The 13,937-nt window shown below is 63.2% G+C and carries 12 protein-coding genes and 1 pseudogene; 7 read left to right on the forward strand and 6 right to left on the reverse strand.

From position 1 onward, the window contains the following. Positions 1–159: 159 nt before the first annotated feature. From KI617_RS14050 to KI617_RS14060, 3 genes are all read left to right on the forward strand, one after another. Positions 160–1,938, forward strand: coding sequence for a PQQ-dependent methanol/ethanol family dehydrogenase (locus tag KI617_RS14050; protein WP_226447264.1), 1,779 nt, complete (start codon positions 160–162; stop codon positions 1,936–1,938). 234 nt (positions 1,939–2,172) lie between these two features. Further along, positions 2,173–2,460 carry a helix-turn-helix domain-containing protein gene (locus KI617_RS14055; RefSeq protein WP_226447265.1) on the forward strand — a complete coding sequence of 96 codons (288 nt, stop codon included), beginning with the start codon at positions 2,173–2,175 and terminating at the stop codon, positions 2,458–2,460. Then, a complete protein-coding gene (locus KI617_RS14060) occupies positions 2,441–3,703 on the forward strand; it encodes a type II toxin-antitoxin system HipA family toxin (RefSeq protein WP_226447267.1) in 1,263 nt (420 codons plus the stop codon). Before KI617_RS14055 ends, KI617_RS14060 begins: the two co-directional genes overlap by 20 nt. Positions 3,704–3,934: 231 nt before the next feature. Here the strand turns inward: KI617_RS14060 and pdxR are convergent. Further along, positions 3,935–5,374: pseudogene (gene pdxR, locus KI617_RS14065) on the reverse strand (MocR-like pyridoxine biosynthesis transcription factor PdxR); the annotation flags it as partial. Between the two features lie 94 nt (positions 5,375–5,468). On the opposite strand from pdxR, the gene KI617_RS14070 reads away from it, so the two are divergent. Continuing rightward, positions 5,469–6,125 carry a pyridoxamine 5'-phosphate oxidase family protein gene (locus KI617_RS14070; RefSeq protein ID WP_226447271.1) on the forward strand — a complete coding sequence of 219 codons (657 nt, stop codon included), beginning with the start codon at positions 5,469–5,471 and terminating at the stop codon, positions 6,123–6,125. Between the two features lie 15 nt (positions 6,126–6,140). Here KI617_RS14070 and KI617_RS14075 read toward each other — a convergent pair whose 3' ends face one another. From KI617_RS14075 to KI617_RS14085, 3 genes are all read right to left on the reverse strand, one after another. Then, entirely contained in the window at positions 6,141–6,572 is a 432-nt protein-coding gene (locus tag KI617_RS14075; protein WP_226447273.1) for a c-type cytochrome, read from the reverse strand. Between the two features lie 149 nt (positions 6,573–6,721). Next, entirely contained in the window at positions 6,722–7,252 is a 531-nt protein-coding gene (locus tag KI617_RS14080; protein ID WP_226447275.1) for a pentapeptide repeat-containing protein, read from the reverse strand. Positions 7,253–7,582: 330 nt separating this feature from the next. Continuing rightward, the gene (locus tag KI617_RS14085) at positions 7,583–9,454 is read right to left on the reverse strand and encodes a methanol/ethanol family PQQ-dependent dehydrogenase (protein WP_226447277.1); all 1,872 of its coding nucleotides are present in this window, start codon (positions 9,452–9,454) and stop codon (positions 7,583–7,585) included. 207 nt (positions 9,455–9,661) lie between these two features. On the opposite strand from KI617_RS14085, the gene KI617_RS14090 reads away from it, so the two are divergent. Genes KI617_RS14090 through KI617_RS14100 form a run of 3 tightly spaced genes read left to right on the forward strand, consistent with a single transcriptional unit; the run spans position 9,662 to position 12,486 of the window. Next, a complete protein-coding gene (locus tag KI617_RS14090; RefSeq protein ID WP_226447279.1) occupies positions 9,662–10,951 on the forward strand; it encodes a sensor histidine kinase in 1,290 nt (429 codons plus the stop codon). Then, positions 10,948–11,598 (forward strand): response regulator, encoded by a 651-nt coding sequence (locus KI617_RS14095; RefSeq protein ID WP_226447281.1) that lies wholly within the window; start codon positions 10,948–10,950, stop codon positions 11,596–11,598. Before KI617_RS14090 ends, KI617_RS14095 begins: the two co-directional genes overlap by 4 nt. Positions 11,599–11,631: 33 nt before the next feature. Further along, entirely contained in the window at positions 11,632–12,486 is an 855-nt protein-coding gene (locus KI617_RS14100) for a cache domain-containing protein (RefSeq protein ID WP_226447283.1), read from the forward strand. Positions 12,487–12,608: 122 nt separating this feature from the next. Here the strand turns inward: KI617_RS14100 and def are convergent, their stop codons facing one another. After that, positions 12,609–13,133: a peptide deformylase gene (def, locus tag KI617_RS14105; protein WP_226447285.1), complete on the reverse strand. Its 525-nt coding sequence runs from the start codon at positions 13,131–13,133 to the stop codon at positions 12,609–12,611. Positions 13,134–13,189: 56 nt separating this feature from the next. Continuing rightward, the gene (locus KI617_RS14110) at positions 13,190–13,867 is read right to left on the reverse strand and encodes an alpha/beta hydrolase (RefSeq protein WP_226447287.1); all 678 of its coding nucleotides are present in this window, start codon (positions 13,865–13,867) and stop codon (positions 13,190–13,192) included. Positions 13,868–13,937 lie beyond the last annotated feature (70 nt).

Below are 13,937 nucleotides of genomic sequence, written 5' to 3' on the forward strand. Positions count from 1 at the left end.
TTCAGCCGGGGGATGGCACAGCCCTTGCAGAACGGGTTCCCTGCCAGCGGGCCGATTCAGGGAATGGAAGGCGGCTCACTGGTGTGTCAGTCCGGTCTGATGCCCGCGCCCGGCGCGGCCAGCAGGCCAGAAAACATTGGATAACCAAGGAGACAATCCATGCACCGTCATACCCCCAAGCGGAGTGCCCTCACACTTGCGCTGATTACTGCCGCCTTCGTGGCCGGCAGCCCGGCTCAGGCCGGCGTTACCGACGCCGACATCCTGAACGATGCCAAGACCACCGGCGACGTCGTCAGCTTCGGCCTCGGCACCCAGGGCCAGCGCTTCAGCCCGTCCACCCAGATCAACGCCAAGACCGTCAAGAACCTGGTCCCGGCCTGGTCGATGTCCTTCGGCGGCGAGAAGCAGCGCGGCCAGGAATCGCAGCCGGTCATCCACAACGGCAAGATGTTCGTCACCGCCTCCTACAGCCGCCTGTTTGCAGTCGATGCCAAGTCCGGCAAGAAGCTGTGGAAGTACGAGCACCGCCTGCCGGACGGCATCATGCCGTGTTGCGACGTGATCAACCGCGGCGCCGCTCTCTACGACAATCTGGTCATCTTCGCCACGCTGGACGCCCAGCTGGTGGCCCTGAACCAGGACACCGGCAAGGTCGTCTGGAAGGAAAAGCTCGGTGACTACGCCGCCGGCTACTCCGCCACCGCCGCCCCGATCATCGCCAAGGGCAAGCTGATCACCGGCGTTTCCGGTGGTGAATTCGGTGTCGTCGGCCGCATCGACGCCCGCGACCCGCTGACCGGCAAGCTGATCTGGACCCGTCCGACCGTTGAAGGCCACATGGGTTATGCCTGGAAGGACGGCGAGAAGGTCGAAAACGGCATCTCCGGCACCACCAACGCCACGTGGACCGGCGATCTGTGGCAGACCGGCGGCGCAGCCACCTGGAACGGCGCCACCTACGATCCTGAAACCAACCTGATCTTCGCTGGTACCGGCAACCCGGCGCCGTGGAACAGCCACCTGCGTCCGGGCGACAATCTCTTCTCGTCGTCCACCGTCGCCATCGACGCCGATACCGGCAAGATCGCCTGGCATTACCAGAACACCCCGCACGACGGTTGGGACTTCGACGGCGTGAACGAATTCGTCTCCTTCGACTACAAGGATCCGAAGACGGGCAAGCTGATCAAGGCTGGCGGCAAGGCCGACCGTAACGGCTTCTTCTTCGTCAACGACCGCACCAACGGCAAGCTGATCAACGCCTTCCCCTTCGTCAAGAAAATCACCTGGGCTACCAGCTTCAACCTCGAAACCGGCCGTCCGAACTACATCGAAGAAGGCCGTCCGGGTGACCCGACGCAAGGTGCTGACGGCAAGAAGGGCAAGGTCGTCTTCTCGGCCCCGTCCTTCCTCGGCGGCAAGAACCAGCAGCAGATGGCCTACAGCCCGCAGACCGGCCTCTTCTACGTGCCGGCCAACGAGTGGTCGATGGACATCTGGAACGAGCCGGTTTCCTACAAGAAGGGCGCTGCCTACCTGGGCGCCGGCTTCACCATCAAGGCCATCCACGACGACCACATCGGCGTGCTGCGCGCGATGGACCCGCAGACCGGCAAGATCGTCTGGGAAAACAAGAACTACGCCCCGCTGTGGGGTGGCGTCCTGACCACCGCCGGTGGCCTGGTGTTCTATGGCACCCCGGAAGGCTTCCTGAAGGGTGTTGATGCCAAGACCGGCAAGGAACTGTGGTCCTTCCAGACCGGCACCGGCATCGTTGCACCGCCGGTCAGCTGGGAACAGGATGGCGAGCAGATGATCGCCGTGACAACCGGCTGGGGCGGCGCCGTGCCGCTCTGGGGCGGCGACGTCGCCAAGCGCGTGAACTTCCTCGAACAGGGCGGTTCGGTCTGGGTCTTCAAGTTGCACAAGGGTTAAACGACTCCCTGTGGGCGGTTCGCCGCCCTCTTCCCCACGGCTCGGCTGCTTCGGCACCCGGGCCGTTTTTTCATTTTTGGGCGATTTTCCCGATTGAGCATGGAGACAGGAAAAGCTGGGAACAAAAACACTAAACGGGTGATAAACTGACCATTAGATAATCTAATCGATAGTTTATTAGCCATGCCGCGCTCAACGAACTGCATCATTGCCCTTCCACCCGAATCGCTCGTGATGTTGAAGAACCTTGGGCTGCGCCTGCGCGCCAGGCGTCTTGCCCAGAACATGACGCTGGAACAGGCCGCCGAGCGCCTGCTCTGTTCGCCGACCACCTATCGCGCGCTGGAAAGCGGCAAGCCGACAGTCAGCCTGGGTTTGTTGGCCCATGCCCTATGGTTGTTCGGGCGCCTGGAGGATATGGAGCAACTCAGTCCGCTGGAAATCGGCATGCTCGGCAACAAGCGTAGCCAGCGCGCACGGCCGGTCGCGAAGGGGGTCAGCGATGACGAACGGGATTTCTGAAAATTCCCTGTACGTCGGTCTTTACCTGCCGGGGCAAGAAGTGCCGACGACGGCAGCGCTGCTCAAGCTCGAACGCAACAATCTGCAGGAAAGCGGCCATCTGGCCTACGGCCTGGGCTACCTTGCACGCCCCACTGCGCTGGCGCTGAATCCGCTGCACTTGCCTTTGCAACGCGAACCCTTCCGCTTGCCGGCGCGTTTGCTGCGCGAAGGTGGCGCCTTGCCACTGAGCGTCAAGGACGCATTGCCCGATGCCTGGGGGCTGCGTGTGCTCGCCAACGAACTGGGCGGGCGCCTGCCGAGCCAGCGCGAACAACTGTTGCTGACCAATGAGGATCGAGTCGGCGCCATGGTTTTTTCCGAAAGTCGCGACATGCCGGCGCCAGCCGAACAACCGCACGACGAACTGAGCCAACTGGCCGAGGCCGTGCGCCGCCTGCAATACGACATGAAAATTCCGCAGCCGCTCAAGCGCCTGCTGCTGCGCGGCGGCAGCCTGGGCGGTGCGCGCCCCAAAGCGTCGTTCATGCACGATCACGCCCTGTGGCTGGCCAAGTTTCCCGCTGCCGGCGATCCGCTCGATGTTCAGGTGCTCGAAGCCGCAGCGCTCGGCCTCGCCATGCGCTGTGGCATTCAGGTACCGCCGTTTATGACCATGCCGATCGGGCACGGCGAAAACGCCTTCCTGTCGCGCCGCTTCGACCGTTTTGGCGAAAATTTACAGCAGCGCCTGCACTACCTGTCAGCCAGCGCCCTGCTTGATATTCCCTATGAATCGAGCGCCGGCAGCTACGTCGAATTTGCCCGCGTCATCCGCCGTCTCAGCTTGCGGCCGGGCGCCGACCTCAAGGAACTGTTTCGCCGCCTGATCTTCAACCTGCTCATCGACAATACCGACGACCACCTGAAAAACCACGGCATGCTTTGGGCGGGAAAAGACCGTTACGTCCTGTCGCCAGCCTTCGACGTCGTCCCGCAACTGACCAATCTCGGCTACCAGATGCTGTCGATCGACGGGACAACGCAGGAATCCAGTCTCGAACTTGCGGTTCAGTCGGCGGCCCATTTCGATCTTTCGGCCGATCAGGCCAGCGCGATCATCAAGGAAATGGCCGGCATTGTTTACGGCCAGTGGTGGCTGCACGCCCAACTGCAGGACGTCCCGGAGACGCTACGCAAGCGCCTGGAAAGCTGTTTTGGCCGGCAAAAGGAAATCATCGGCGCCGCGAAGTTCGGTTACTGAAGACGAACCCGGCGCCTCACTCCCGCCGGCCAGTCACCCGCGACTCGAAGAAGACCTGAATCACCCAGGCCAGTTCCTGCTTCAAGACGCCTTCCCACGGCGGCATGCGGGTGACGCCGAGGATGACCTTGCCTTGCCGCTCTGGGACGGTTCGCCGCCCTCACCCAACGGCTCGTTTGCTGCGGTAGGCGGGCCGTTTTTCATCGGCGGGATTTCATCGGCAAAATTTTGCGACCGGACCGCCAACACCAATCGCCTCACCCCCTCCGCAAGCATCCGGTCATCCAGATTCCCATACCCCAGCACCAGACCATTACAGGTCATCGGTGCACTGGTGTAGCTGCTCAGTGCCCGCACCCCCAGCCCCAACGCCTCGGCTCGTGCCACGACGTCCGTGTCGCGTATTGCCTGCGGCAACCACATCACCAGATGCAAGCCGGCTTCGCCGCCGGACAATTCCACGGCCGGCTCGAATGCTGCCTTCAAGGCCGCGCGCAGGGCGGTCTGCCGGGTGGCATAGTGGGTGCGCATGCGGCGCAGATGGGCGGTGTAGTAGCCGCGTTGAATGAAATCGGCCAGCGCACGTTGTTCAATACCCTGCCCGGCACGCGTAGCTTGGCTGGTGGCGCGGGCGAAATCGGCAGCGATGGCGTGGGGCAGCACCAGGTAGCCAAGGCGCAGGCCTGGATAGAGGGTCTTGCTGAAGGTGCCGACATAGACGACCGGGGCGTCAGGCTGCAAACCGAACAGCGCGGGTGGCGCCGGGCCGGCGCGGCGGAATTCGCTGTCGTAGTCGTCCTCGATGATCCAGGCGCCAGACTGGCGGGCACGCTCGATCAGGGCCAGGCGCCGCGGCAGCGACATGACGCAGCCGGTCGGGTACTGGTGTGAAGGCGTAATCATGATCAGGCGCGGCGGATGCCCGCGCCAGTCGCCTTCGCCCGGGGCCAGCCCCTCGCTGTCGACCGGCACGTCATGCACGCGCAGCCCGGCCAAGCCAAACGCGACGCGCGCCGCAAGATAGCCGGGGTTCTCTGCCCACACGGTATCGCCGTGGTCACCCAGTAGCCGGGCGCAAAGGTCCAGCGCCGCCTGGGTGCCGCTGGTGATGACGATTTGTCCGGCATCTACCGCCAGGCCGCGCACCGTCGTGAGGTGGCCGGCCAACGCCTGGCGCAGTGCCGGGTCGCCGCCGTGGGCGGCATAACCGAGCTGGCGCCACCCAGCATCGCACCAAGCACGCTCCAGGCAGGCACGCCAGCTGCGGAAGGGAAAGACACCATAATCCGGCGTGCCGGGGGCAAACGGCAGCACCGCCGCCTCACGCGCCGGCTCTGGCTGCATGGCAGCCGCAGCCCGGGAGGAAAGTTGCAGCGGCACGGCGGACGAATCCCCACTCCTCGACGAGGCGACAGGCGGCGTGGCCAGCAGCGCCACGCGCGTGCCTTGGCGATCCGCCAGCAGGCAACCTTCGGCAACCAATTGCTCATAGGCGAACAACACGGTGTTGCGGGCGATTCTCAACGAAGCCGCCAGGCTGCGGCTGGCCGGCAGCAGCGTACCGGGCGCCAGGCGGCCGGACAGGACGGCTTCGCGCAGGCGATGGTAGAGAACGCGCTGGCGCGGCATGGTTTCCGGCAAAGGCGGGGCAAGCAACCAGTTCAGCTCCATCGTGGCTCCATTAATCATTCGTTTTGTGGCACTACGAAAGGTACCACTAGCTCAGTAAAGTGGGGCCATCGACACCTTCAGGAGCCTTGCCGTCATGCCCCTCTCCATCGCCCCTTCCCCACGCACCCGCGTCCGCCGCAAGCCAGAACGCGCCGACTACGATGCCCAAGCCATCAACGCCATCGTCGACGCTGCGGTCATCTGCAGCGTTGCCGTCCAGATCGACGGCGGGGTGCACGCCATTCCCACCATCCATTGGCGCGACGGCGAGCACCTGTACATCCATGGCGCCAAGGCGTCGCGCATGCTGAAGGCACTGACCGAGGGCGAGGCCTGCCTCACGATCGCCCTGGCCGACGGCCTGGTGCTGGCCCGCTCGGCCATGCACCACTCGATGAACTACCGCTCGGTGGTGATCTACGGCCAGTTCGAGCTGGTGACCGAACCAGCGGAGAAAGCGCGCAGCCTGCGGGCACTGATCGAAGGCCTGTACCCCGGCCGTTGGGACACGCTGCGCCCGATCAACGACAAGGAGCTGAACGCGACCAGCGTGCTACGCATTCCGCTGACCGAGGCATCGGCCAAGGTACGCGACGCCGGGGTCAAGGATGACGACGAGGATCTGGACTGGCCGGTCTGGGCTGGCGTCATCCCGCTCGATACCGTGGTCGGCGCACCGCGACGGGAGGACGACAGCGCGGGGCGGACGGTGCCGGCCACTCGCTACAGTCCGCAGAGCGACACGTACTGAGACAAACCCGGCGCCTCACTCCCGCCGGCCAGTCACCCGCGACTCGAAGAAGACCTGAATCGCCCAGGCCAGTTCCTGCTTGAGCACGCCTTGCCAGGGTGGCATGTGGGTGACGCCGACGATGACCTTGCCGTTGCGCACGGTTTTGGCGAAGTAGGCGTCGTTGTCGCGCATGCACGCGGCGTTCAGTTCGGCGTCGCTGGTCCGCTTGCAGAAGCGGTTGAGCTGGCGAAGATCGGGGGCCGGGGCGGCGTTGGTGCTGGCGTCGGCGCCGTGGCAGCGGGCGCAAGCCTGGTTGTAGGCATCGCGGCCGATGGCCAGGGCGGCCGGGTTGCCTCGGTAGGGGTTTTCCGCCAGCCAGGTTTCGCCCAGCGGCGGCAAGCCGTCCGGCGACACAGCTGGCGCCACGGCAACTTCGTTGGCCAAGGCGAGCGATGAGCAGAGCACGGCCGTTAACCCGGCAAGTAAATTCGCCACTCCCGCGAAAGCGGGAGTCCATGGTTGCACTGGATTCCCGCTTTCGCGGGAATGACCTGTTTCTCGGGCAATTGAATGCCTGTTGAAAAATGCGGTAGCGAGCAATTTTTTCATGGCCATCACCAGTCGGTCGGGCAGTTGGTACAGCCTTCGAAATCGGCTTCCTGGAATACCGCGAAGCGGCGGTAGATGCCGGTCAGATCGGCTTTGCGGAAATTGACGGTGAAAAATTTGGTCTCCTGGAGGTTGGCGTTGTTGAGACGGACGCCGATGAACCAGGCGAAATTGGCCTTGGCCGCTTCCAGATTGGCGGCGGTCAGGTCGGCATTGGTGAAATCGGTGCGAAACAGGCGGGCGAATTCGAGATCGGCTCCGACCATTTTGGCGCCACGAAAGGTCGCCGTCGGGGCGCTGACCTTGTTGAGCCGCGCGGCCGTGAGGTCGGCCCCGTCTAGATTGGCGCCGGCCAGGTTGGCGCCGCGCAGATCGGCGCGGGCCAGTTGGGCGCCACTCAGATCGGCCCCGGCCAGGTTCTGCCCGGCCAGATTGGCGTGGCGCAGGTCGGCCCCCGGACAGCGGGTATGCGGCCAGATGCCGCAACCGTTGATGACCAGCGGTTCGAAGGGTTCCGGCGGCGCCGCGAATGCCACGGTCGAAGCGAAAAAAAGGCTAAAAATGAAATGTCTGGGCATCGTCGCCGTTCAAAGATCGAGGCAGACGGGGTCATTCCCGGGCTGGGCCAGCGTCCATGCAGCGCTGTTCCAGCCCGGCCAGCGGGCCATCCGAAGACCGTGGGAATCCGTTCTTCGGCGGGAATGATTCGTCTGACCAAAACATGCCAAGAGGCAAAATAACGTTGCTCACCCCCGCGCAGGCGGGAATCCATATGACTCAAGGCACCGGATCCCCGCCTCGCCCGCCGCGAAGCGGAGTCCCGGGTGTGTCGAGGCTGCGGGGATGACTATCTACTCAGCGCCTCCTTAGTTCTTCAACGACTTCGGCAGCTTGAACACCCACATCGAGCCACCCTGCGTCACCTGTTTGGTCAGGTCGGCCATGTCGCCGCCCCACAGCGGCACGGCGCCGCCGTAACCGGACTGGATGCCGACAAATTGCTCGCCATCCATTTCCCAGGTGATCGGCACCGAAACCACGCCGGAGCCGGTCTGGAACTTCCACAGTTCCTTGCCGTTCTTGGCATCGAAGGCTTTCACGTAGCCGTCCGAGGTACCGGTGAACAACAGGCCGCCGGCGGTGGTCATGGTGCCGGCCCAGAGCGGGAATTTCTCCTTGTGTTCCCAGACGATCTTGCCGGTTTTCGGGTCCATGGCGCGCAGGGTGCCGACGTGGTCGTCGAACAGACGCTTGATGCGGAAACCCTGACCGAGGTAGGCGGAGCCGGCCTTGTACGTCAGCTTCTCGGTCCAGTAGTCCATCGCCCAGTGGTTGGCCGGGATGTAGAACAGCTCGGTCTGCTGGCTGTAGCTCATCGGCATCCAGTTGGTGCCGCCGAGGAACGGCGGCGAAACGAAGATCGATTCGCCCTTGTCGGCGCCCTCCTTCGGCTTCGGCGGATGCTGGCCTTCGACGATGTTCGGCTTGCCGGTCTTCAGGTTCCAGCTCTTCGCCCAGGTGATGCCTTCGACGAACGGCCAGGCACCGATCAGCGAAGTCGGCTTGTTGGGATAGCCGGCGCCGTTGGTCAGTTTCTCGCGGTCGGTGACGAAGAAGTAACCGTTGCGGTCGGCGTGGGCCGAAGCCTTGACCAGCTTGCCGGTCTTCGGATCCTTGTATTCGAACAAGACCACCGAGTTGTTGCCGGAGAAGTCCCAGGCATCGTTCGGGGTGTGCTGGAAGAAGCCCTTGAGTTCGCCATTGCTGGCATCGACATAGGCCTGACCGGAGGTGAACAGACTGTCCCAGTTGCGCGGATCGTCGCCTTCCTTGGTCCGGTGCCAGGTGTTCCACGGTGCCGGATTGCCGGTGCCGATGACCACCATGTTCTTGTCCACGTCGTAGCTCGCGGTCTGCCACGGGGCGCCGCCGCCGTGGTTCCAGGCATCGACCTTCTTGCCATCCGGACCTTCCGGCCAGCTTGGCGCCTTGGCGTCGCCGGTCGGCGTGCTGTCCTTGCCGTTCAGGCGGCCCATGTGGCCTTCGACCATCGGGCGGGCCCAGACTTCTTCACCGGTATCCGGATCGCGGGCGAACAGGTAGCCGACGACGCCGAACTCGTCACCCGACGAGCCGTGCACCAGCAGCACCTTGCCGCTCTTTTCGTCCTTCACGACAAAGGGCGCACCGGTCATCGTGTAGCCAATTTTGTGGTCGCCGAACTTCTTCTTCCAGACCACCTTGCCGGTGTCCTTGTTGAGCGCGACGATGGTCGCATCGAGCGTGCCGAAGTAGACCTTGTCGCCGTAGATGGCGGCGCCACGGTTGATCACGTCGCAACAGGGGCGGATATCTTCCGGCAGGCGGGCCTCGTATTCCCACAGGCGTTTGCCGGTGCGGGCATCGATGGCGAAGATGCGCGAGTACGAAGCGGTCACGTAGATCACGCCGTCGTGCACCAGCGCCTGCGCTTCCTGGCCGCGCTGCTTTTCGCCGCCGAAGGAGAAGCTCCAGGCCGGCACCAAGTGATCGACGTTCTTGGTATTGATCTTGGTCAGTGGGCTGAAGCGCTGGGCTTTCAGGCCGAGGCCGTAGGACAGCACGTCGCTGGTGGATTTGTCATCGTTGAGAATGTCTTCCCAGCTCACCGTCTTGCTGGCCATGGCCGGCGCGCAAAAGCTGGCCGCAACCAGTGCGGCAATGAGGGTCTGGCGGGGATTGAACCGGTTTGCTTTCATTTTTTAGTGTGTCTCCTAAGTAGTCTCGTGATGCCCCCGAAAGATTGGGCCGGCCCATCTATCCCGACAGGCGAACCGAGTATAGGAAGCGTCTTTATCCCAAGTCTCGGGACAAGCTCACCGCCAAACCGGGAAAAACTCCCGGACTGGCATCAGGTCGGTACGAAACCTGCTGAGAGTCGCTTCATATAAAAACAGGGTGGCAACATGGATCTGCGAAAACGGCTGGTCATCTGGCTCGGCGGGCTTCTCGCCGGCCTCATGCTGATGGCCATAGTGATCAACCTGCATTCGCTGCGCGGCGATATTCAGGCCGAGGTCGCCGCTTCCGAACAGCTGGTCGCCGTCCTGCTCAAGGCCGGCAACGCGCTGCCCGGCGAGCAGGCGGAACTCGAAGCCGTGCTGCGCGACGCCCGCCTGCGCCACCTGAGCATTCGCCTCGATCCGGCCGCGCCGGCGGCCGACGCTGCGCCACACTGGCTCGCCGGCCTGCTCGGCATCGCCCCGAGCGCGACACCGGCGCAAACCATCCGTTTGGGCGAGCAAACACTGCACATCGCCCCCAACCCGAACTCCGAAATCGAGGAGCGCCTGGGCGACACTGTTCGACTTTGCATCACCCTGTTGCTCTATTCTGGAGCAACTCTGCTCGTCGCCTGGTGGTCGGCCGACCGGGCGCTGACGCCGGTACGCGAACTGGAAGCCGGTTTGCAGCGCCTGGCCGACAATGCGCCCGACGCAGCCATGCCACCCTTCGCGCTGCGCGAGTTTCGCCGCGTGGCACACGCCATTGATGCGCTGGCCGAAGCCCTCGCCGCATCACGCGCCGCCCAGCAACAGCTCGCCCGCCAGTTGATTACTGTGCAGGAAGAGGAACGACACACTCTGGCAAGGGAATTGCATGACGACATGGGGCAAACATTGACGGCCATCGGCGTCACTGCCGCCTTTCTCGAACGCAATGCGATGCGACTCGAGCCGCCCAGCATCATTGACTGCGCCCGGGATCTCCGGCGCGACGTCAAAACCAGCGGCGAGCAGTTGCGCGCCATGCTCAAGCGACTGCGACCGCACGGTCTGGATGCGCTGGGACTGACCAGCGCCCTGCGCGAACTGGTGACAAGCTGGCAGCAACGGGAGTCGGGCATCGAATTTGCACTGGACACCCCGGCGCAACTGCCCGAGCTGGACGATTCGGCAGCGCTGGTGCTGTACCGCATGGTTCAGGAAGCGCTGACTAACGTTGTGCGGCACAGCGATGCGCTGCATTGCCGAATCAGGGTTCAGGTCGTGCTGGGGATGCTGCAGGTGAGCGTGGAAGATGACGGCAAGGGGCTGCCTGAGGCAGGCCCGGCCCGCCGGGGCGGTTTGCTCGGCATGGAGGAAAGGCTGGAAATGGCAGGTGGCAACCTGACGATCGAGCACAAGGACGGCAAGGGCCTGCGGCTGCACGCATGCTTGCCGTTGAGACGAAAAAAAGAACAGGAGGAGCAATGACGATTCGAATCATTCTGGTGGACGACCACGCCGTCGTCCGCAATGGCTATCGCCGCCTGCTCGACGCCGAGCCAGGCCTGCAGGTAGTCGGCGAAGCGGCCAGCGCCGACGAGGCCAACGCGCTCATCCTGCGCACCGACGCCGACGTCGCCCTGGTCGATCTCAGCCTGCGCGGCAGCAGCGGTATCGAAGCCATCCGCGGCATGCTGGCGCGTTGCCCCGGCCTCAAGGTGCTCGTGCTTTCCATGCACGAAGGCGCCGGCCACATTACACAGGCCCTGCGCAGTGGCGCCCAGGGCTACCTGACCAAGTATTGCGAACCCGGCGACGTAATCGACGGCATCCGCCGCATTGCCGCCGGCAAACGCGTCTTTTCGCCGGAGATTGCCCAGGTGCTGGCCGAAGAAGCCATCGACGGCGATGGCGCTCTCGCCCACCTGACACCGCGCGAATTCGAGGTGCTGCGCATGCTGGCCCACGGCGAATCAGCCAACTGCATCGCCAACTCGATGCACCTCAGCCCGAAAACAGTCCTCAATTACCTCTCGCTGATCCGGCAAAAGCTGGATGCCGATAGCGATTTCAAACTCTTGCACCTGGCAGCCCGACACGGGCTGGTAGAAATCCAGCCCGCCCTTGGCGCCTGAACCAAAAACCTTCAACGAACCTCGGAGACCACCATGAAACCATCCAAACTCGGCACCGCGCTGACCGGCCTGCTGATGCTCGCTGCCAGCACCCTGGCCTGCGCCGCCGAACATTCAACGCCGCGTGAAGCCCGCGCTATGTTTGACCAGGCCGTCAAATACCTCAAGGCCAACGGCCCGGAAAAATCCTGGAAAGCGTTCAACAATCGCAGCGGCCCGTTCGTCAAGAAAGACCTCTACGTTTACGTCATCGACCGCAAAGGCACCTACGTCGCCAATGGCGCCGCCCCCATCGATCTGGTCGGCCTGAACGTGCTCGATACCGTCGATGCCGCCGGCACACCACTCTTCCGCCAGATGATCGCGGTTACCGAAAAACAGGACGAAGCCAGCATCCGCTACGTCTGGCTCAATCGCAAACACAACCACGTCGAACCCAAGCTGGCCTGGCTGCACCGCGAAGGCGACTACATTCTTGGCGTCGGCTACTACGCCCCGCGCTCAAACGCCGAAGACGCCCGCAAGCTGCTTAACGCGGCCAGCGCCGAAGTCAAGAAACTCGGTATCGGCAAAGCCGCCGCCAGCTTCAACAACCCGAAGGGCAGCTTCATCCATGACGATCTCTACGTTTTTGCTGTCAATCTGCAAAACGGCAAATTCGAAGCCCACGGCATGAACCCGAAATGGACCGGCACCGACGCCAGCGATCTGCAAGACGTCGAAGGCAAACCGCTGATCAAGGAAATGCTGGAACTGGCCAAAACCAAGGGCGAAGGCACCGTCGACTACGTCTGGCGCAACCCGGTGACCAACGCCGTGGAGAAAAAGCGCACTTTCATCCGTCGCGAAAACGGTAGCCTGATTGGCGTTGGCTTCTACGCCGAATAATCAATTCAGGCCCCAAGCGGAGTCCGGGTTCACCGGCTCCGCGGGGCTGGCCGGCACAGAGGAAGAATCAAAGCCGGGGCATTGCCTGCGGGATTGCCTTCTGCTGAACAAACCAGCGCACCTCACCGAGCCAACGCCGGGAAAAGCACATCGGTAAAACCAAAACGGGTGTAGTCGCGAACCCGTGATGGAAACAGGCGGCCGATCAGGTGGTCGCACTCATGCTGGACGACCCGGGCGTGGAAACCTTCGACGGTTCGGTCTATCGCCTCCCCTGCCGGCGTGAAGCCGGTATAGCGGATGCGCTCGTAGCGCGGAACTTCGCCTCTCAGGCCGGGCACGGAGAGGCAGCCTTCCCAGCCCGGGGTTTCCTCTTCACCCAACGGGGTGATGACCGGGTTGATCAGCACGGTTTCGGGCACCGCCTCCGCGTTGGGGTAGCGATCGCTTTTTTCGAAGCCGAAGATGACCACTTGCAGCCCGACCCCAATTTGCGGCGCGGCGATACCCACGCCGCCGGCTGCACGCATGGTGTCGAACATATCCTCGATCAGCCGGCGCAATTCGGGCGCCGAGAAGTCGGTCACTGGCTCTGCAACTTCAAACAGCAACGGCTCCCCCATGCGGAGGATTTTTCTGACAGCCATGTTTTTTCCTTATTGCTTCAACGAAATGCAGCTGTGGCGCCTTTGGCCACCTCGGCTTATTGGGCCTTGGCGCGCATCTGCGCTTGCAGCCATGCCCCAATCGCCTGGATTTCTTCCAGACAAACCGAGTGGGGCATCGGGTAGGTTTCCCAGGTAATTTGATAGCCACTGGAATCCAGCAAGGCTTTCGCCTTTTTGCCGAGTTCAAGCGACACGACGTCATCGTGAATGCCGTGGGCGGCGTAAATGGGCAACTGGCGATTGGCGGAGCTCGCTTCTTCGATCTGCAGTTCCGGTGCCGGGATGTAGGTCGACAGCGCTATCAGTCCGGCCAGCCTTGTGTCGTGGGTCAGCGCGCTCAGATAGGCGACGGCGCCGCCCTGCGAAAATCCGGCCAGAAAGATGCGCTTGGCGGGGATGCCTCGTTCGACCTCCCGGGCGATCAATTGCCGGACCGTGGCGCGCGATTCGAGCAGACCGGCGACATCGATTTCCCGGTTGGTCGGTTCCAGCGAAATGATGTCGTACCAGGCGCGCATCTCGTAGCCGCCGTTGCAGGTGACGGCCCGATAAGGTGCATGCGGAAAGATGAAGCGAATGCCTTCGGCACCGGACAAGCCAAGCTCGTCGATGATCGGGACAAAATCACTCCCATCCGCCCCCAGCCCGTGCAGCCAGATGACGGCAAAGCGCGGCGCGGCGGTTGTTTCGATTTCAATGGGCTGTGATGGCACGAGGATCTCCTTGGTAATTTTTGTTGCTTGGGCAATATCTGAGGGGTGCCCGCCGACAAGGGCACGAATA

This window comes from Ferribacterium limneticum, assembly GCF_020510625.1.
In the GTDB taxonomy this organism is placed as follows: domain Bacteria; phylum Pseudomonadota; class Gammaproteobacteria; order Burkholderiales; family Rhodocyclaceae; genus Azonexus; species Azonexus limneticus_A.